This is a genomic window from Brevibacillus sp. SAFN-007a (assembly GCF_051967035.1).
GTDB lineage: Bacteria > Bacillota > Bacilli > Brevibacillales > Brevibacillaceae > Brevibacillus.
On sequence record NZ_JBQCKK010000019.1, the window covers coordinates 45,987 to 63,876 of the forward strand.

Genomic DNA, 17,890 nt, shown 5'->3' on the forward strand with positions numbered 1-17,890 from the left:
TTACTCTCCTTCCACAATCGCAAACGCCTGTTGCACAATTTCTGCGATCCGCTCTTCTTTTCCACACAAATACAGGTACCCAATCAACGCTTCAAAAGCCGTGGCATGCCGGTAGTCGATAATATCGGCATTTTTGGCGGTGGAGCCTGACTTGGCATTCCGCCCCCGCTTGACCACATTCAGCTCTTCCTCCGGCAAAGTCGGCATCAACGCCAGCAGTACGTTGGCCTGGGCTTTGGCGGAAACGTAACGATTGGCCGCCTTGTGGAGCTGGTTCGGTTTAACCAGCCCCTTGGCGATCAAATGGTACCGCACGCAATGCGCGTAGGTCGCATCGCCCAGAAAGGCGAGCACGAGCGGATTGGTCAGGTTCGGATCTCGGGTCAGTTCTTCTTTTTGCATCTAGCTTCTTCGGCCCCTTATTTTCGACGCCAGCGAACGCCTTGTGGCGTGTCCTCCAGCACGATTCCTTTTGCCGCGAGCAGGTCGCGGATTTCGTCAGAACGGGCAAAGTTTCTCGCTTTGCGCGCCTCTGTGCGCTCTGCGATCAGCGCTTCGATCTCGCTGTCCACCAATTCCTGCTCCGCCGCAATCTCAAGCCCGAGAACGTCTGTCAATTCCACGAGCAGCTCCATGTAGGCGCGCACTTCTTTGGCTCCTACATGTTGGTGGCGCACGTACAGGTTCGCTTCCTTCACCACGTCAAAAATCACCGTGATCGCGTTGGCTGTATTCAAATCGTCATCCATTTCGGTGACGAACCTTTTTCGCAGTTCTGCAAGGATGCGCGCTTGTTCCCCAGCCTGACCGTTCGGCTCTTCGTCCCTTGCCGTTTCCAGGCGATGGGAGAGGTTCGTATACGCCGTTTTGATGCGCTCCAGGCCGTTTGCTGCTTGCTCCAGCAGCTCTTCACTGAAGTTGATCGGGTTGCGGTAGTGGCCTTGCAGCATGAAGAAACGAATCAGCTGGCCGCCAAATTTTTCGACGAGATCACGAGTGAGCAAAAAGTTTCCGAGGGATTTCGACATTTTCTCGTTGTCGATGGTAAGCATGCCGTTGTGCAGCCAGTAGCGGGCAAACACCTTTCCGGTAAAGCACTCGGACTGGGCGATTTCATTTTCGTGGTGCGGGAACACCAGATCAGATCCGCCTGCGTGAATGTCGATCTGCTCGCCCAAAAACTTCAGGGCCATGGCCGAACATTCGATGTGCCAGCCTGGTCGACCCTCGCCCCACGGGCTGTTCCAGCTGACTTCGCCCTCCTTCGCCGACTTCCAGAGCGCGAAGTCGAGCGGATGCTCTTTTTTCTCGTTAATTTCTACGCGCGCGCCTGCTTGCAAGTCGTCCAGCGGCTGGTGCGAAAGCTTGCCGTATTCCTGAAAACGTCCCGTGCGGAAATAGACGTCGCCTTCGCTCTCATAGGCGTAGCCCTTTTCGATCAGCCCTTCTACGAACGAAATGATCTCCGGAATCGTCTGCATGACGCGCGGTTGAATGTCAGGCGGCAGCACGTTCAACGCACGCAGGTCCTCATTGTACGCATCGGTGTAGCGGTCGGCCACTTCCTTGACTGTCGTTCCTTCCTGATTCGCCACCCGAATCAGCTTGTCGTCCACATCCGTGATGTTTTGCACAAACGTCACTTCATAGCCGCGGTATTTCAGATAACGGCGAAGCGTGTCGAACACAATGGCCGGACGGGCGTTTCCGATGTGAATATAGTTGTATACGGTCGGACCGCATACGTACATCTTCACCTTGCCCGGCTCCAATGTGACGAACGGTTCCTTTCGTCTTGTCATCGTATTAGTCAGTTGAATGCCCATGATTTTTTTTATCCTCCCTCAGAAGCTCCAATTCTTTGCGCAATTGATCGATTTCCTTTTGCATCAGACGAATCGTGTCTGCAACCGGGTCAGGCATGTTGACGTGATCCAGATCGTGTTTGACGCGTTTGCCATCCTGAATGACGATGCGCGCTTTAATCCCTACTACGGTCGAGTTGGGCGGCACTTCCTGCAAGACGACGGCGCCAGCCCCTATCTTTGAATTATCGCCAATTTTGAAAGAACCCAACACTTTTGCCCCGGTCGCGATAATGACATCGTTGCCGATTGTCGGATGGCGCTTGCCTTTTTCCTTGCCGGTTCCCCCAAGCGTGACACCCTGATAGATGGTGACATTGTCGCCGATTTCGCATGTCTCCCCGATGACCACTCCCATGCCGTGATCGATAAACAACCCTCTGCCGATCCGCGCTCCGGGATGAATTTCGATCCCCGTGAAAAAGCGGGTAATCTGCGAGACAACCCGTGCCAGTGTACACCAGTTGGCCTTCCAGAGCTTGTGGGCAATCCGGTGCCCCCATATGGCGTGCAAGCCTGAATAGGTCATGACAACTTCCAATGTACTGCGTGCTGCCGGGTCTCTTTCAAATACAGCCCGAATGTCATCTTTCATCTGTGCGAACATAGTTGGGTGGCACCTCCTGCCTGGATTTTTTGCTGGATTGGTTTTTCGCTGAAAAAGAAAAACGCCTCCACCCCTTCCATCAAGAAGGGGCAGAGACGGGGTTTACCGCGGTTCCACTCTGCTTAGATCGTTTTCATCCGGCCAAAAGCCAGTCGCACGACCTCGCTCTACATCCCGATAACGGCGGGAACCGATGGCACCTACTGATGTCGTCCAAACAGTCAGACACGTTCAGCTCACTGCTCACAGGCGCATTTCCGGACAGGGCACGCTGGATGGCTCTCACCTTTCCATCCTCTCTGTAAACGTGTATCCTGCCGTACTTCTCCTGATCGTCGCATTCACATTTATATCGCTGGCCCTTTTTACAGGCTATTTTCCATTGGCAATCACACGCTGGGCACGCGCCAATACTTTTTCGCGTCCGAGCAAATACAACGTCTCCGCCAAGTCGCGACCGTGCGCTTGGCCCGTTGTGCCGACACGGATGGGCATGAACAGCGCCTTCCCTTTTTGGCCCGTTTCCTTTTGCACGTCCTTCAGCACCGCTTTGATGACATCCACATTATATGCATCCTGGGCCGACAGGTGTTTCACAAAAGAAGCGAGGACTTCCGGAAGCTGCGGTTCTTTCAGCACCATGGTCGCTTCTTCATCGTACACCACTTCGTCCAGGAAGAAAAGAGCGGCCAGGGGAACGATTTGGGCACAGTAGGACATTTGCTCCTGATACAGCGCGACAATGCTGCGCACCCACTCCCGTCTCTCATCAGACAGCGTTTCTTCGATGAAGCCCGCCTTTTGCAGATGCGGGATGCACATATCTGTAATCAGATCAAGCGGCTGGCGTTTCAGGTAGTAGTTGTTCATCCAGTTCATTTTGGTCGCGTCGAATACGGCTGGCGATTTGCTCACCCGCTCCATGGAGAACAGCTTGACCAAATCGTTCATGAGGAAAATCTCCTCTTCGCCGCCTGGGGACCATCCTAACAGAACGAGGAAGTTCACGATCGCCTCTGGCAGGAAGCCCAGATCGCGGTATTGCTCGATGAATTGCAAAATGCTTTCATCGCGCTTGGACATTTTTTTGCCATCCTGGTTGAGGATGAGCGCCAAGTGGGCAAATTCCGGTGGTTCCCAGCCGAAAGCTTCGTAGATCATCAATTGGCGGGGCGTGTTGGACAGATGCTCCTCACCGCGAATGACGTGGCTGATTTTCATCAGGTAGTCGTCGATCACGACAGCGAAGTTGTAGGTAGGGATACCGTCCGGACGGCAAATGACGAAGTCGCCCATTTCGCTGGAGTTGAATGTCACCTGGCCGCGGATCAGATCGTTGACTACGTATTCGCGGTTATCCGGCACAAGGAAATGAATGGATGGCACGCGGCCTTCCGCCTCGTATTGCGCGCGCTGCTCTTCTGTCACATGGCGATGCTTCTCCAGAATACGCGGAGTTTCTCCACGCGCCAACTGTTCTTCGCGCTCGGCATCCAGCTCTTCCTTGGTCGCGTAACAGTAGTACGCCTTGCCTTCCGCAAGCAGTTGATCGATATATTTACGGTAAATGTCCAATCTCTCGGTTTGACGATACGGGCCGTAGGGGCCGCCCACATCGGTGCCTTCTTCCCATTCAATTCCGAGCCATTTCAAGTTCTTCATTTGCTCTTCATCGGCATTTTCCTTATTGCGCGTTTGGTCCGTATCCTCGATCCGAACGATAAACGAACCGCCGTGATGTTTGGCAAACAGATAGTTAAAAAGCGCTGTTCGCGCACCGCCGATGTGCAAATGCCCCGTAGGACTCGGCGCATAACGCGTGCGGATTTCTTTCGCCATTTTTAGCACCATCCTTGTGAATGTAAAAGGCTATGATCCTTCATGAATACGTTTCTAAGGCTTTATGTTACACCTTAGTCCCTTTACTTGACAAGCAAGCAGACAGCCTGGGCCGCGATTCCTTCTCCTCTTCCCGTAAAACCGAGCTTTTCCGAAGTCGTCGCCTTCACGTTTACCTGAGAGGCGTCCTCTGCCTCCAGTACGCGGGCAATCACTTCGCGCATTTGCGGTATGTACGGAGCCATTTTCGGCGCTTGCGCGATAATCGTCGCATCTACATTGCCCAGGCGATAGCCGCGTTCTTTGGCCAGCTTCCACACATGCTCCAGCAAAACGACGCTGTCAGCCCCCTTGAAGGCCGGGTCCGTATCCGGGAAGTGACGACCGATGTCGCCTTCGCCAATCGCTCCGAGAATTGCGTCGCTGATGGCGTGCAGCAGCACGTCGGCGTCGGAATGGCCCAGCAAGCCTTTTTCATACGGAATGGTGACGCCGCCGATGATGCACGGACGGCCTTCCACCAGTTGATGCACATCAAATCCTTGACCAATACGCATGAATTACTCTCCCCTTCGCTTACGCATAATCGCTTCGCCGAGCCACAGGTCATCCGGCGTCGTAATCTTAATATTCTCATAGCTTCCCTGCATGACGGACACAGGATGCCCCAGCCATTCGACCAGCATCGCGTCATCCGTACCGAGCTTGCCCGCTTTTTGTGCCGCCTCATGCGCTTCTCGCAGCAAAGACATACGAAAAGCTTGTGGGGTCTGAACCGCCCACAAGCTTTCCCGTGCCGGGGTAGCCTCCACAAGTCCTGTAGCCCCCACCACTTTTATCGTATCCTTGACAGGAACGGCCATGATCGTAGCCTGATCGCGCCGCACCTGCCGGAGCATGTCGCTGATTTGCTGCTGTGTGACAAAAGGCCGCGCAGCATCGTGAACGAGCACGTAGGTACAGGATGAATCCAGCGATGCCAGGCCGTTTCGGACGCTGTCCTGCCGCTCGGCGCCGCCCAGGGTGACGGTTACTTGCAGCTGTTCCGCATCAATCAGGGCCAGCACATCGGCGTAATCCGCTTCATTCACGACCAGGACGATCTGGTCGATCTCCTGATGGGAAGCGAACAGGCGAACGGTGTGAGCCAAGATCGGCTCTCCTGCCAGCGGCAACCACAATTTGTTTCGTTGACCGCCCATTCTTTTGCCGGAACCGGCAGCAACGATCACGACCCCCGTACTCACGTTTTCCTTCCTCTCCCGTCTTGCGCTTCTCGTCTTACAGCGCTCTTTCCAACAGCTTCGGCTTGGCGAAAATCATCCGTCCTGCCGAAGTTTGCAGCACGCTGGTAACCAATACGTCCACGTCGTTGCCGATGTATTCGCGTCCGCCTTCCACGACGATCATCGTGCCGTCGTCGAGGTAAGCCACGCCCTGACCGTGCTCTTTGCCGTCCTTGATGACCTGCACGTTCATTTCTTCCCCCGGCAACACGACCGGCTTCACGGCGTTGGCCAAATCGTTGATGTTCAATACCGCCACGCCTTGCAGCTCGCATACCTTGTTCAGATTGAAGTCGTTGGTGACAACTTTTCCGTTCATGACCTTCGCCAGCTTAATCAGCTTGCTGTCCACTTCGGATACTTCTTCAAAGTCGCCTTCCCAAATCTGCACCTTGACTTTCATTTCCTTCTGAATCTTGTTGAGGATGTCCAGACCACGGCGGCCGCGGTTGCGCTTCAATACATCCGAGGAATCCGCGATGTGCTGAAGCTCCTCCAGGACAAAGCCCGGTATGACCAGCACGCCCTCCAAAAAGCCCGTGCGGCAAATATCGGCAATGCGTCCGTCAATAATGACGCTCGTATCCAAAATCTTGTACTCGACATTCGTCGTCGCAGTAGCCTGTTCCTTTTTCTTATCCTTGCGTCCAATCGAGAAAACCGACATAATCTCGTCCCGCTTGCGAAAACCTACCTGGAAGCCCAGGTAGCCGAGCAACCCGGAAACAACCAGTGGCAACAGATCACCTATTAGCGGAATCGGAATTTTACTGATGGGCAGGAATAATAAAAAGGCAACAATAAGACCACTAATCAACCCCATCGCTCCGAACATCACGTCAACAATCGGCATTTTGACGAGCGTCTCTTCTCCCCAGCGAACCACTCTCAAAATGTAGTCCAAAAGCCGATTAGCCAAAAAGAAGAACAGAATGGCACCCAGTACCGCCCCCATATATTGCGCTCCAGCAACTACTCCAAAGTTCAACAGCGGGTTGAGCAGCGAAAACAGCTCGGTACCGTATTGATACCCCAAGCCACCGCCAACCAAGACAAAAAAGATTTTTCCTATGCGGCGTACCATGCCTTCACCTCCTTTTATTAATATAGACAGAAGCCTATGAGTAAAACCCTGTTTCTTTCCAAATCGCGAAATTGCTTCATTATCGCTTTCCCTCACTATAGCAAAAATGATTTTACGCTGTCAAATAGCCAAAGATTTTAACATAGTTGTCATTTTCCCGTCAACATCAAACACCCGTTTCCTTCCCGGGCAAATTGACAGCGGCCTGGCTCCCTTCTTATAATGGCAGTAACACAATGGGCGAAAATTGTGACGATAAAAACAGCTTAAAGCAGAGGTGAATCGATATGGACAAACGAACTGTAGACGACTTTCAAACGCAAGTATCCGAGCTTTTGATCCGACATCGAAGCGTACTGGATGTCATGTCCAAAGTTCAGGAAACGGCATCTCGCATCAACCGCTCCCTGACGAAAGCCATCACCGAATGCGGCTGTGTTGAAGTGGTAGCCAAAAAGCAAACCTACGACGCAAGCAAAAACCTGGAGGAGAACAAGTCCCACCTGGACACTCACTTTAACGGCCCGCTATGCGAGCATTGTCGCGACGTAGTTACAGCAGAGCTTGGCAAAAACCTGTTTTACCTGACCGCCTTGTGCAACATTACGGACATCAAGCTGGAGGACGTTTTGCAAAAAGAGTCCAACCGGCTGAATACGCTGGGCGTGTTCAACCTTTCTTAACTCTCCACTCGTAATACGAATGAACGTCAAAAAAAGTTGCATACAGAAGCGAAAAACCCGCACACGAAGCGCGGGTTTTTTTCTTGCAGCTTTATTCAAATGGCACCGATTCTTCTTCCTTGTTTTTGCGCTTGCGTAATTTTTTGACGAGAAAGTCAACGTTTTTTTTTATTCCGTACAGCGCATAGACGGCAAGCGGCAGGAAGACGATTTTAGGAAACTGCTGCGGATACTTGATCGCAACCACTACGACAATGGCGATAATGATCGGCGTAATCCAGTAGGCCGATTTGGGAATCCCGACCTTCTTGAAGTTCGGGTACTTGACCTTCGATACCATGAGGAAAGCCAGAAGCAACATGCTCACCGCAAGCAGTACCGGATGGAAAATCTGATGATACAGCGCCAGCGTCGCCAAGACACCGCCGGCAGCCGTGATCGGCAGCCCGATGAAATACCCCGGAACTCCGGCCGTAACATTGAACCGGGCCAGACGGAGCGCGCCACAGATCGGGAAGATGGCGGTAACGAAAATTCCCAGTAAATCGAAGTGTTGCAGAACAACAACATACATGATGAAAGCCGGAGCTATCCCAAACGTAATGACGTCAGAAAGCGAATCGAGTTCTTTTCCAAATTCACTTTGCGCATTCAGCATACGAGCGACGCGTCCATCCAGCCCGTCTGCCAGCATGCCGATAATCACGGTAATCGCCGCGTAATCGACGTATTGATCGCCTCGAAACGCAAGTATGATTGCCAAGACTCCCAGAAACAAGTTGCTTACGGTTAGCATGTTCGGCAACGATTTCACGAACATAGACTACCTCCTGATTTCTTTTGCAGAGGAGACAGTGTATCCTGTCCAGCTTGCTGTTACTTCCAAGTCCCCTGGGCAAATGTTGAATAACAAATAATGCCTTTATCCTATTCTACTTTAAATGTGCCTGTCAATGAACACTTGTTCCTGAATCCGTTTCAGGCCCTCCTTGATCGCCCGGGCGCGAACCTCGCCAATCCCTTCGACCTCGTCTAATTCCTGAATGGTCGCCATCATAATTCTCGGCAAATAATGGAAATGTCCTACCAGATTGGCGATGATAGAAAGTGGCAATCTGGGGATTTTGTATAAAATCCGGTATCCTCTGGGCGACACCGACTCTTCCAGCATACTGACGCTCGGGGAAAAGCCGAGAACACGCAGGAAAGACCCCAGCTCCAGCACCTCCTCGGAGCTTAGCTTGTTCATCTCGCGCAATACGGCGTCTGGAGCGTGCGCCACGTCTTTGACGTAGTCGCGAATGAGCATATGCGCTTCTTCGTCAATATTTGACACAAGCTCCTCCAACTGCATGCTGACGAGCCTGCCTTCTACCCCCAGCTCACATATGTACTTGGAAATCTCCGACTTGATCCGAAGCACCATCTCGATCCGTTGCAACACGGATGCCACTTCATGCAAGGTGACAAGCTCTTCGAATTCCAGTGCCCCGAGATTGGTCAAGGTCTGATCGAGCACCGCCTTGTATTTCTCCAGGGTAGAAACCGCCTGGTTCGCTTTGGCGAGAATGACGCTGATTTCATTCAGCACGTAGCGGAAATTTCCTTGGTACAGCGTGATGACATTGCGCCGCTGGGATATGGCGATGACCAGGTAGCCCGTGTGGATGGCTGTCCGCTGCGCGGTCCGATGGCGGGTCCCTGTCTCGCTGGTGTGGATGGAAGCAGGCGGGAACAGTTGCGTATTGGCGTACAAAATTCGTTTGGCGTCTTCACTTACTATAATCGCCCCATCCATCTTCGCCAATTCATACAAATGGGCAGGAGAAAAATCGCAATTGATGGAAAAACCGCCATCGACGATTTGCTTCATGTCCGGTCCGTAGCCGATGACGATCAACCCCCCGGTTTTGGCCCGCAAAACATTTTCGAGTCCTTCGCGAAGCTGCGTCCCCGGCGCGACCAAACGAAGCACATCGCCGAACTGCGGAGTTCGTTTATGATTCTCCTGCATATCCCGCCCTTACCTCCTTATCACCTCGTTCAACGCATCTGCAATATTGCTGACTCCGATCACCTGAATGTCGTCTGGCGCGTCCAGGCCGCGAATGTTTTTCTCCGGTATAATCACGCGCTTAAAGCCGAGCTTGTGCGCTTCCCGCACGCGCTGTTCAATGCGCGATACGCCCCGCACCTCTCCTGTCAGCCCGATCTCCCCGATCACGACGTCGTGCGGATGAGTGGCATGATCGCGAAAGCTGCTGGCGATGCTGACGGCGATCGCCAAATCGACAGCAGGCTCATCCAGGCGGACGCCCCCCGCCACGTTGACGTACGCGTCCTGATTCTGCAGCATCATGCCCATGCGCTTTTCCAAGACAGCCATAATCATCGCCACACGCTGGTGATCCACGCCTGTAGCCATTCTCCGCGGCGTTACGAAGCTGGTCGGTGCCACGAGTGCCTGAAGCTCCACCAGAACCGGACGGGTGCCCTCCATGCTGGCTACGACGGTGGAGCCAGCCACACCGGAGGGACGTTCCGCCAGAAAAATCTCGGAAGGGTTCACGACCTCTTCCAGACCGCGATCCTTCATCTCGAAAATTCCGATCTCGTTTGTCGAGCCAAAACGATTTTTCACAGCGCGCAAAATGCGGAATGTATTGTGACGCTCGCCTTCAAAATAGAGAACCGCGTCCACCATATGTTCAAGCATACGGGGACCTGCGATCGAGCCTTCTTTGGTCACGTGGCCGACAATAAAAGTAGCGATCCCTTTGCCCTTGGCAATCCGCATCAGTTGGGCCGTCGCCTCGCGTACCTGCGCGACGCTTCCGGCCGCAGACTGCACAGCGGGATGGAACACGGTCTGGATCGAGTCGATAATCAACACATGAGGGTCTACTTGATTAATATGCTGTTCGATCAAATCCAAATCATTTTCTGCCAACACAAACATCGGGGGCGTCTGCATGTGCAGCCGATCTGCGCGCAGCTTGATCTGCTTCGCGGATTCCTCCCCGGATACGTACAATACTTTGGCCCCCTGATGAGCCAGAGCAAAAGATGTTTGCAACAGCAGCGTGGACTTGCCGATCCCCGGATCGCCGCCAACCAGAATGAGCGAGCCTGGGACAAGCCCTCCCCCGAGTACACGATTCAGTTCGCCGATGGTCGTGTCCATGCGCGGCTCTTCTTCGCTGGCTACTTGCGTCAAAGGAATAGCTGACTGGCGCGTGCCGCCGCTCAGCCCTTCGTGGCGGTGTGCCGCTTTGACCGTCACTTCCTCGACCAATGTATTCCAGCTGTTGCAGCCCGGGCATTTTCCCATCCATTTTGGCGATTCATAGCCACATTCTTGACACGCGTATTTCGTTTTATACTTTGCCATCATCGCACCCTCATTCGGAGTTTCTTCTCTACTATTATCATAGTGGTACCGCTAAAAAAAGAATACCTCCTAAAACAGGAGGCATTCTTTCGATGCTTTGCCCAGCTTACGATTTTGTTTTTTCCAGTCGTTTGACGACCAGCTTGCCATCCTCGGTCTCGATGTTGACTGTGTCGCCTTTGCTGATGTTGCCTTTGAGCAGTTCTTCCGACAATTTGTCCTCGATATGGCGCTGAATGGCACGACGCAGCGGACGCGCCCCATACGCCGGATCGAATCCTTCTTTTGCCAGCAGCTTTATGGCATCTTCCGTCAATTGGAAATCAATGCTTAGTTCTTTCAAACGCTTGCGCAGCTCATCCGTCATCAGCGACACGATTTGCTCGATATGCTCCTGCTCCAGGGAATGGAACACGATGACTTCATCGATGCGGTTCAGGAATTCCGGACGGAAGCTCTTTTTCAGCTCATCCATGACTTTGTCCTTCATATCCTGGTATTTTTTCTCGGTTTCGTTGGTGGTGAAGCCGAGTGTCGTATTTTTCTTAATCATGCTGGCTCCGACGTTGGAGGTCATGATGACGACGGTGTTGCGGAAGTCTACCGTACGGCCTTTGGAGTCGGTCAAGCGACCGTCATCCAGCACCTGGAGCAAAATGTTGAATACATCCGGGTGCGCCTTCTCGATTTCGTCCAGCAGGATAACCGAGTACGGCTTGCGGCGCACTTTTTCCGTCAGCTGGCCGCCTTCGTCAAAGCCTACGTACCCTGGAGGAGCGCCCACCAGACGAGCAGTGGAGTGTTTCTCCATGTACTCCGACATATCCACGCGGATCATAGCGTCCTCGTCGCCAAACAGTGTCTCAGCCACAGCGCGAGCCAGTTCGGTTTTCCCCACACCTGTCGGGCCGAGGAAAATAAACGAGCCGATCGGGCGTTTCGGGTCTTTCAGACCGGCGCGGGCCCGACGAATCGCGCGGGAAATGGATTTGACCGCTTCGTCCTGACCGATGACGCGATCGTGCAAAATCTCTTCCATTTTCAAGAGGCGCTCTGTTTCTTCTTCCTTCAGCTTCAGGACCGGGATTCCCGTCCAGCTGGCGACGACAGTCGCGATGTCCTCTGGCGTCACTTCCATGTTCAGCTGGCCTTGGCGCTCTTTCCAGTCTTTTTTCGTTTTATCCAGCTCTTCGCGAAGCTTCTGCTCCTGATCGCGCAGAGCCGCTGCCTCTTCAAACTCCTGCGATTGCACGGCGGCGTCTTTTTCCTTGCGCACCTCTTCCAGACGTCCTTCCAGCTCCTTGAGGTTCGGTGGAACGGTGAAGGATTGCAGGCGCACCTTGGACGCCGCCTCGTCGATGAGGTCAATCGCCTTGTCCGGGAGGAAACGATCGGTAATGTAACGGTCAGACAACTTCACTGCCTGCTCGATAGCTTCATCGGTAATTTTGACACGGTGGTGGGCTTCGTAACGGTCGCGCAAACCATGCAGGATGCGAATCGCGTCCTCTGCTGTCGGCTCATCCACCACAATCGGTTGGAAACGGCGCTCCAGCGCAGCGTCTTTTTCGATGTATTTGCGGTACTCGTCAAGTGTCGTTGCCCCGACGCATTGCAGCTCGCCGCGAGCAAGGGCCGGCTTCAGGATGTTGGACGCGTCAATCGCGCCTTCCGCACCGCCTGCGCCAATCAATGTATGCAGCTCGTCAATGAACAGGATGATGTTTCCTGCCTGGCGAATTTCATCCATGATTTTTTTCAGACGGTCTTCAAATTCGCCGCGATATTTGGTGCCCGCCACAACAGTCCCCATATCGAGCGTCATGACGCGCTTGTCGCGGAGCGTCTCCGGAATTTCGTTGTTGACGATTTTTTGCGCCAAACCTTCTGCGATCGCCGTTTTCCCCACACCAGGCTCCCCGATCAACACAGGGTTGTTTTTGGTGCGACGGCTCAGTACCTGAATCACACGCTCGATTTCTTTTTGACGGCCGATCACCGGATCCAGTCCGCCATCGCGTGCGATTGCCGTCAGATCGCGAGCCAATCCGTCCAGCGTAGGCGTGTTCGCAGCAGGATTGCCGCCAGAAGGCTGATGCGACGCCATCATTTCCGAGCTGCCCAAAAGTTGCAGCACTTGTTGACGTGCCTTGTTCAGGCTGACGCCGAGATTGTTCATGATTCTCGCGGCAATGCCTTCTCCTTCGCGGATCAGACCAAGCAGAATGTGCTCTGTTCCCACATAGGTATGGCCCAGCTTCCGTGCTTCGTCCATGGACAGTTCAATCACTTTTTTGGCGCGAGGTGTATAGTTTGGGGTGTAATTCGTGCCGGACTGCTCGGTTCCGCGTCCGATCAAGGACTCCACTTCGCTCTGGATTTTATCGAGGCCAAGTCCGAGCGATTGCAATGCCTTGGCAGCAATCCCTTCGCCTTCCCGAATCAGTCCCAGCAGTACATGTTCCGTCCCGATATCCTTGTGGCCGAGACGCACCGCCTCTTCCAAGGCAAGCGCCAGTACTTTTTGTGCTCGTTCTGTAAAACGTCCAAACATCATATCGTACACCTCCGTATAGCCGTGTTTTTCTCTACTGGTTCCCTTCTGTTGAAGCCTGATTTCTGGTCAATCAAGCCAAACCCGTCGCACTGAGTCTCTCCCGAATCAACCGCGCCCTTCTTTCATCGCGCTGGTCTGGCGTGAGCTTTTGTCCTGCGTGCTGCTGCAAGAATCCCGGCTGAGTCGTCACCAGCAATTCGTTCATCACCAGAGGCGATACGCCAGGGATAATGCCAAGGTCAATGCCGAGGCGCACGTCAGAGAGGCGTTGGGCTGCTTCCTTGGAATCCACAGTGCGCGCATACATCAGGATCCCGTAAGAGCGGAAAATGCGGTCTTCCAAGGATATGCGCGTATGTTCCAGCAAATAAGTACGTGCCACGCGTTCCTGCTCGATAATCTGTCTGGCAACTCCGTAGAGGTTGGAGAGAATATCGGTTTCCGACATTCCCAGCGTGACCTGGTTGGAAAGCTGAAACAGGTTTCCTAGAGCTTCGCTGCCTTCCCCGTAAATTCCTCTAACAACCAGACCAACTTGATTAATTGCCTGCAAAATCCTGCTGATTTGCTGCGTCATCACCAATGCGGGCAGATGCAGCATGACAGAGGCGCGAATGCCGGTACCGACGTTGGTCGGGCAGCTCGTGAGGTAGCCTCTCGTCTCATCGAACGCAAAGTTCAGGTGCTTCTCAAAAATATCATCTATTTTGGTTCCGATTTCCCATGCTTCATTCAAACGAAAACCCGGCAACAGCACCTGAATCCGGATATGGTCCTCTTCGTTGACCATGATGCTAACGGACTCGTCAGGGCTCAGGAGCACAGCGCCTTTTCTGGATTCCTCCGCCAAATGCGGGCTGATGAGATGTTTTTCCACCAGCACCCGTTTCTCCAAAGGATTGATCTGGTCCATATGGAGAACCTGCAGCGGCTGACGCTGACGCATGGCCTCAGATTCGCTCACTTCCGTTACCTTACGGACGACTTCCTCGCCTTGCGAGTCGGTTGCCAATAACGGAAAAGGGTGCTGGCGCAGGTTTCGGGCGATGCGCAGCCGTGTGCTGATGACGATATCGGAATCAGGACCTTCTCCTTTCATCCAATTGCTCCACGGGTTTTGCATAAACTGCTTTTGTGACATGACCAGCTGACCTCCCCTGTTTACGATTGAGCGATTTTTTGTTCCAGCGCGCGTATGCGATCACGCATTTCAGCCGCTTTTTCAAACTCTTCGCTGGCGACGTGATGTTGCAACGCACGTTTTAACTGCTCCAGCTCTTTGCGGATTTTCAGCTGGCCGCCTGTGCGTTCCGGAACCTTGCCGCTATGCTGCGTGTTGCCGTGAATGCGGCGGAACAGCGGATCGAGCCGGTCGCCCAGGAACGTGTAGCAATCGCTGCAGCCAAATCGGCCGCTTTTGCTGAACTGGGCATATGTGAGTCCGCACGTCTCGCAGCGGAGCGGTTTGCTCGTAGCAGGCTCGCGTCCGTTTTTTTGCATGGGATCAAACTTTAACAGTCCTGACAGGAGATTGTTGATGCTGAAGTTGTGAAATCCGGTAAAGACGTCCCCTTTTTCGGAAGCGCAATGCTCACAAATATGGTACTCGGTTTTTTCGCCATTGACGATTTTCGTCAAATGCAGTGTCGCCGGTCGTTTTCCGCATTCCTCACAGTTCATTACATCCTACCCCCTCACACATGCTTCGTTTACTTTAACAAGATAGCCGCTATCATCTGCTTTAAAATATTTGCCCGCAAACGATCCCGTAATTCAGAGTCCAGCGTCAAAACATTCCGCGAGGTTGCAATTTTCATCAGGGCTGCTTCTCTGGCATTGACCAGTCCTTCCTCCTGCAGCCTCTCTATGATCGCGTCCCCCACACTCTGAGAAATGCTTTCGCCAATCAACTCTTCGGTCAGCAATTCCTGCAAACGCGCCTTGCTCACAATCTGCACCTTGCGAATGCGAATGTAGCCGCCGCCTCCACGCTTGCTCTCTACAATGTACCCTTTTTGTACCGTAAATCGCGTATTGATGACGTAGTTGATTTGAGACGGTACACATTGAAATAAGTCGGCAAGCTCACTACGCTGGATCTCGATTGAGCCATTGGGACTTTGTGTCAAAATGCCTTTTAAGTGTTGTTCAATGATGTCCGAGATGTTACGCAAGTCATCGCCTCCTATTCCATATGTGTATGTGCTCATCACTGACTTTGACTATCTTTGACTTTAATTATAATGGGTTTATGACGCCCTTGCAAGTAATCGATACACTTTCTAGTGTGGGCAAAAGCCGGGCACTTGAAACCATCCAAAACACGTCGCCGCATGGCCGTCGCAACTCCTTTACGCCCGGCGACGTCGAGACTTTTCCAAAGAAAAAACCACTCCCTACAGGAATGGTTTCTGTCCGTTTTTTCATGAAATGTCGATTGGCGGCAAATGGTCCAGTAATTGCGGAAACTGCGTAATCACGACATTGGCTCCATCCAGTTCGCCTGACTTGGCGAAGCCGAAGTCGCATCCGATCGTAAACAGGCCGTTTTTTACTCCCGCCTCTACATCGGAATGGCGATCGCCTACCATGACCGCCTGTTCGATCTCGTAATCCGCTATGAGCTTGGCCACCAGGTCCACTTTTGAACGCGTACCGAACCGCCCTGCCGAATACACATCCGTCAGCAACGACTGAAGTTCATACTCCCGGCAGATGGCTTCCATGTACTTTTCTTGCCCGTTGCTGGCGACAAACAATGGAATCCCCTGGGCATGAAGCTGCTCTAACGTCTCCCTGACGCCAGGGTACAAATCCGTCGCTTTTTCCTGGAGCAAAGCAATTTCGAATTCCAGCAACCAAGCATCAGCCGCGCGGACCACTTCTTCGCTTGCACCCGGCAGCAGCTTCTTCCAGATCTGCTCGACGGTCATCCCCAGTACATTGACCAACTCTTCTTCGCTTGGCGTCTTGCCTGTCCACAGGCCTTTTTCTCTCAAACGCTCAAACGTCCGTAAAAAAGCCGGTGTCGACAGCTTTTCCGTCTGTAGCAGCGTGCCATCCATATCGAAGAAAATGGCGAACGGCATTCCCATACGCTACCTCCTGTCTGCCTGGTCTACGACTTTTCGTATGTGGTATGTTGCGCCATGCTCATGTCATCCAGAATAAATTCTGCGATGCGCTGGGCCGCATCCGGTTTGGCTATTTTTTGTCCCATCCGTCGCATGTAGTCCACTTTTGACGGACTGTGCAACAGTTCATCGATAAAGTAAATGAGCTGCTCGGACAAATTGGCGTGTACGGCGCAGCCATTATTGAGCAGGAAGTGGCTGTTCCTCTCTTCCTGTCCCGGCAGTGGGTTGTAAATAATCATCGGTACTCTCTTGCTCATCACTTCGGCAGATGTCAACCCGCCGGATTTGGTGACAATCAAATCGGCAACTTCCAAATACTCGTGGAAGTTGTTAATGAATTTGAGGGGAACCACTTCATGGCGGTACGTTTTGTTCATCACCTTTTTGTACAGCTTTTCATTGGTTCCGGTCAGCACAAACGTTTTCAGTGGAAGGTGAATGGCTTCCAGTCCATCCAGAACGGTTTCCATTGAACCGAGGCCAAGACCCCCGCCGGAGAGAATGATGCATTTCTGCTCGGGCGCCAGTCCAAGCCTTTGCTTGATTTCATTAGCATCAAGTGGCATTCGGAATTTGCGCATGATCGGAATTCCCATGGGAATGAATTTTTGGTGGTCTTGTCGATAAATGTCCACCAGATAGTACAGCTGCTCGTGCCCAATGAAATAATAATTGATATGGTGATTAATCCATGAGGGATGGATGGTATAGTCCGTAATAATCGTGTAGATCGGTTCTGTCCAGTCATTCCTGCCTTTCAATACAGACAGCATGCAACTGGCAAAAGGATGCGTAGCAATAAATGCATCCGGCTGAACGCTGTTAATCAGCTTTTTCAGCTTGTTTGCCAATAATTTATTCATCAAGACGTTCATATCAAAAAAACGGCTTTTTTCGGTGTTATGGTAAATTCTCCCCCACATTTTGGGTGACAATCTCAACAGGTTCATATAGCTTTCCAACAAGATTTTGTGAAATGTGGGGCTGATATATTCCAGTGTATCAATAATCATGGACGTGCAACCATTCTCAGCCAGGCTTTCCTGCATCGCTCTCGCTGCCTGATTATGACCGTTACCGATGGAAGCGGAAAAGATTAGAATTTTTTTCATGCCTATTCTCCTTCATAACCTTGCCTCGCCTACTCCAACGCCTGGATCAGGTACCTTATCATGTTAGTCTACCCCGAGACCGCTCTGCAAGAGGGAACTTGTCGATCATTCGGCCTAACTTGTCGACAAAAAATTTACTAACAGCGGTGAAGCACGAAGCTTGCCTCCCGTCTAAAACAAAAACCTCCTTACCCATTGTGGGGTAAAGAGGCTTCTTTCATTCCCTGAAAACTGAATCTGCATGGTAGCTAAGTGTGTGGATAAGTCCTCGACCGATTAGTATTCGTCAGCTCCACGCGTTGCCGCGCTTCCACACCGAACCTATCAAC

General features: G+C 52.5%; 17 protein-coding genes and 1 other annotated feature. Of the genes, 1 reads left to right on the top strand and 16 read right to left on the bottom strand.

Annotated features, from left to right (window positions below; translation table 11 throughout):
- The 7 genes from ACTHO6_RS17575 to ACTHO6_RS17605 all read right to left on the bottom strand — a co-directional run bounded on the left by ACTHO6_RS17575 (window position 1) and on the right by ACTHO6_RS17605 (window position 6,681).
- Window positions 1-402, bottom strand: coding sequence for a Mini-ribonuclease 3 (locus tag ACTHO6_RS17575; protein WP_005828899.1), 402 nt, complete (start codon window positions 400-402; stop codon window positions 1-3).
- Window positions 403-419: 17 nt separating this feature from the next.
- Window positions 420-1,826 carry a cysteine--tRNA ligase gene (cysS, locus tag ACTHO6_RS17580; protein ID WP_440243039.1) on the bottom strand — a complete coding sequence of 469 codons (1,407 nt, stop codon included), beginning with the start codon at window positions 1,824-1,826 and terminating at the stop codon, window positions 420-422.
- Window positions 1,807-2,472 carry a serine O-acetyltransferase gene (gene cysE, locus ACTHO6_RS17585; RefSeq protein ID WP_440243040.1) on the bottom strand — a complete coding sequence of 222 codons (666 nt, stop codon included), beginning with the start codon at window positions 2,470-2,472 and terminating at the stop codon, window positions 1,807-1,809. The genes cysS and cysE overlap by 20 nt, the downstream gene beginning before the upstream one ends.
- An 88-nt stretch (window positions 2,473-2,560) precedes the next feature.
- Window positions 2,561-2,817: a binding site (T-box leader), on the bottom strand.
- A gap of 27 nt (window positions 2,818-2,844) precedes the next feature.
- Entirely contained in the window at window positions 2,845-4,311 is a 1,467-nt protein-coding gene (gene gltX / locus ACTHO6_RS17590; RefSeq protein ID WP_440243041.1) for a glutamate--tRNA ligase, read from the bottom strand.
- An 83-nt stretch (window positions 4,312-4,394) separates the two neighbouring features.
- Window positions 4,395-4,868 carry a 2-C-methyl-D-erythritol 2,4-cyclodiphosphate synthase gene (ispF, locus tag ACTHO6_RS17595; RefSeq protein WP_440243042.1) on the bottom strand — a complete coding sequence of 158 codons (474 nt, stop codon included), beginning with the start codon at window positions 4,866-4,868 and terminating at the stop codon, window positions 4,395-4,397.
- A 3-nt stretch (window positions 4,869-4,871) separates the two neighbouring features.
- Window positions 4,872-5,558 (bottom strand): 2-C-methyl-D-erythritol 4-phosphate cytidylyltransferase, encoded by a 687-nt coding sequence (ispD, locus tag ACTHO6_RS17600; protein ID WP_440243043.1) that lies wholly within the window; start codon window positions 5,556-5,558, stop codon window positions 4,872-4,874.
- 34 nt (window positions 5,559-5,592) lie between these two features.
- Entirely contained in the window at window positions 5,593-6,681 is a 1,089-nt protein-coding gene (locus ACTHO6_RS17605; protein ID WP_440243044.1) for a PIN/TRAM domain-containing protein, read from the bottom strand.
- Window positions 6,682-6,968: 287 nt separating this feature from the next.
- Between ACTHO6_RS17605 and ACTHO6_RS17610 the strand changes: the two genes are divergently transcribed.
- On the top strand, window positions 6,969-7,364 hold the full coding sequence (locus ACTHO6_RS17610) for a DUF1573 domain-containing protein (RefSeq protein ID WP_440243045.1): 396 nt from the start codon (window positions 6,969-6,971) through the stop codon (window positions 7,362-7,364).
- Between the two features lie 91 nt (window positions 7,365-7,455).
- Here the strand turns inward: ACTHO6_RS17610 and pssA are convergent, their stop codons facing one another.
- The 9 genes from pssA to ACTHO6_RS17655 all read right to left on the bottom strand — a co-directional run bounded on the left by pssA (window position 7,456) and on the right by ACTHO6_RS17655 (window position 17,561).
- Window positions 7,456-8,184 (bottom strand): CDP-diacylglycerol--serine O-phosphatidyltransferase, encoded by a 729-nt coding sequence (gene pssA / locus ACTHO6_RS17615; protein WP_440243046.1) that lies wholly within the window; start codon window positions 8,182-8,184, stop codon window positions 7,456-7,458.
- A 117-nt stretch (window positions 8,185-8,301) separates the two neighbouring features.
- Window positions 8,302-9,378 carry a DNA integrity scanning diadenylate cyclase DisA gene (gene disA, locus ACTHO6_RS17620; protein WP_440243047.1) on the bottom strand — a complete coding sequence of 359 codons (1,077 nt, stop codon included), beginning with the start codon at window positions 9,376-9,378 and terminating at the stop codon, window positions 8,302-8,304.
- Window positions 9,379-9,387: 9 nt separating this feature from the next.
- Entirely contained in the window at window positions 9,388-10,755 is a 1,368-nt protein-coding gene (gene radA, locus ACTHO6_RS17625; protein ID WP_440243048.1) for a DNA repair protein RadA, read from the bottom strand.
- Between the two features lie 106 nt (window positions 10,756-10,861).
- Entirely contained in the window at window positions 10,862-13,312 is a 2,451-nt protein-coding gene (locus tag ACTHO6_RS17630; protein WP_440243049.1) for an ATP-dependent Clp protease ATP-binding subunit, read from the bottom strand.
- Between the two features lie 70 nt (window positions 13,313-13,382).
- A complete protein-coding gene (locus tag ACTHO6_RS17635) occupies window positions 13,383-14,453 on the bottom strand; it encodes a protein arginine kinase (protein WP_440243050.1) in 1,071 nt (356 codons plus the stop codon).
- Window positions 14,454-14,473: 20 nt separating this feature from the next.
- Window positions 14,474-14,992, bottom strand: coding sequence for a UvrB/UvrC motif-containing protein (locus ACTHO6_RS17640; RefSeq protein WP_440243051.1), 519 nt, complete (start codon window positions 14,990-14,992; stop codon window positions 14,474-14,476).
- Window positions 14,993-15,021: 29 nt separating this feature from the next.
- A complete protein-coding gene (locus tag ACTHO6_RS17645) occupies window positions 15,022-15,486 on the bottom strand; it encodes a CtsR family transcriptional regulator (protein WP_440243052.1) in 465 nt (154 codons plus the stop codon).
- Between the two features lie 249 nt (window positions 15,487-15,735).
- Complete coding sequence (locus ACTHO6_RS17650) at window positions 15,736-16,407, bottom strand: HAD family hydrolase (protein ID WP_440243053.1); 672 nt, start codon at window positions 16,405-16,407, stop codon at window positions 15,736-15,738.
- A 23-nt stretch (window positions 16,408-16,430) separates the two neighbouring features.
- Window positions 16,431-17,561, bottom strand: coding sequence for an MGDG synthase family glycosyltransferase (locus ACTHO6_RS17655; protein WP_440243054.1), 1,131 nt, complete (start codon window positions 17,559-17,561; stop codon window positions 16,431-16,433).
- Between the last annotated feature and the right edge of the window lie 329 nt (window positions 17,562-17,890).

Coding starts and splice junctions, on each gene's coding strand:
- ACTHO6_RS17575 (WP_005828899.1), bottom strand. CDS start 402: ATGCAAAAAGAAGAACTGACCCGAGATCCGAACCTGACCAATCCGCTC.
- cysS (WP_440243039.1), bottom strand. CDS start 1,826: ATGGGCATTCAACTGACTAATACGATGACAAGACGAAAGGAACCGTTC.
- cysE (WP_440243040.1), bottom strand. CDS start 2,472: ATGTTCGCACAGATGAAAGATGACATTCGGGCTGTATTTGAAAGAGAC.
- gltX (WP_440243041.1), bottom strand. CDS start 4,311: ATGGCGAAAGAAATCCGCACGCGTTATGCGCCGAGTCCTACGGGGCAT.
- ispF (WP_440243042.1), bottom strand. CDS start 4,868: ATGCGTATTGGTCAAGGATTTGATGTGCATCAACTGGTGGAAGGCCGT.
- ACTHO6_RS17605 (WP_440243044.1), bottom strand. CDS start 6,681: ATGGTACGCCGCATAGGAAAAATCTTTTTTGTCTTGGTTGGCGGTGGC.
- ACTHO6_RS17610 (WP_440243045.1), top strand. CDS start 6,969: ATGGACAAACGAACTGTAGACGACTTTCAAACGCAAGTATCCGAGCTT.
- pssA (WP_440243046.1), bottom strand. CDS start 8,184: ATGTTCGTGAAATCGTTGCCGAACATGCTAACCGTAAGCAACTTGTTT.
- disA (WP_440243047.1), bottom strand. CDS start 9,378: ATGCAGGAGAATCATAAACGAACTCCGCAGTTCGGCGATGTGCTTCGT.
- radA (WP_440243048.1), bottom strand. CDS start 10,755: ATGGCAAAGTATAAAACGAAATACGCGTGTCAAGAATGTGGCTATGAA.
- ACTHO6_RS17630 (WP_440243049.1), bottom strand. CDS start 13,312: ATGATGTTTGGACGTTTTACAGAACGAGCACAAAAAGTACTGGCGCTT.
- ACTHO6_RS17635 (WP_440243050.1), bottom strand. CDS start 14,453: ATGTCACAAAAGCAGTTTATGCAAAACCCGTGGAGCAATTGGATGAAA.
- ACTHO6_RS17640 (WP_440243051.1), bottom strand. CDS start 14,992: ATGAACTGTGAGGAATGCGGAAAACGACCGGCGACACTGCATTTGACG.
- ACTHO6_RS17650 (WP_440243053.1), bottom strand. CDS start 16,407: ATGGGAATGCCGTTCGCCATTTTCTTCGATATGGATGGCACGCTGCTA.
- ACTHO6_RS17655 (WP_440243054.1), bottom strand. CDS start 17,561: ATGAAAAAAATTCTAATCTTTTCCGCTTCCATCGGTAACGGTCATAAT.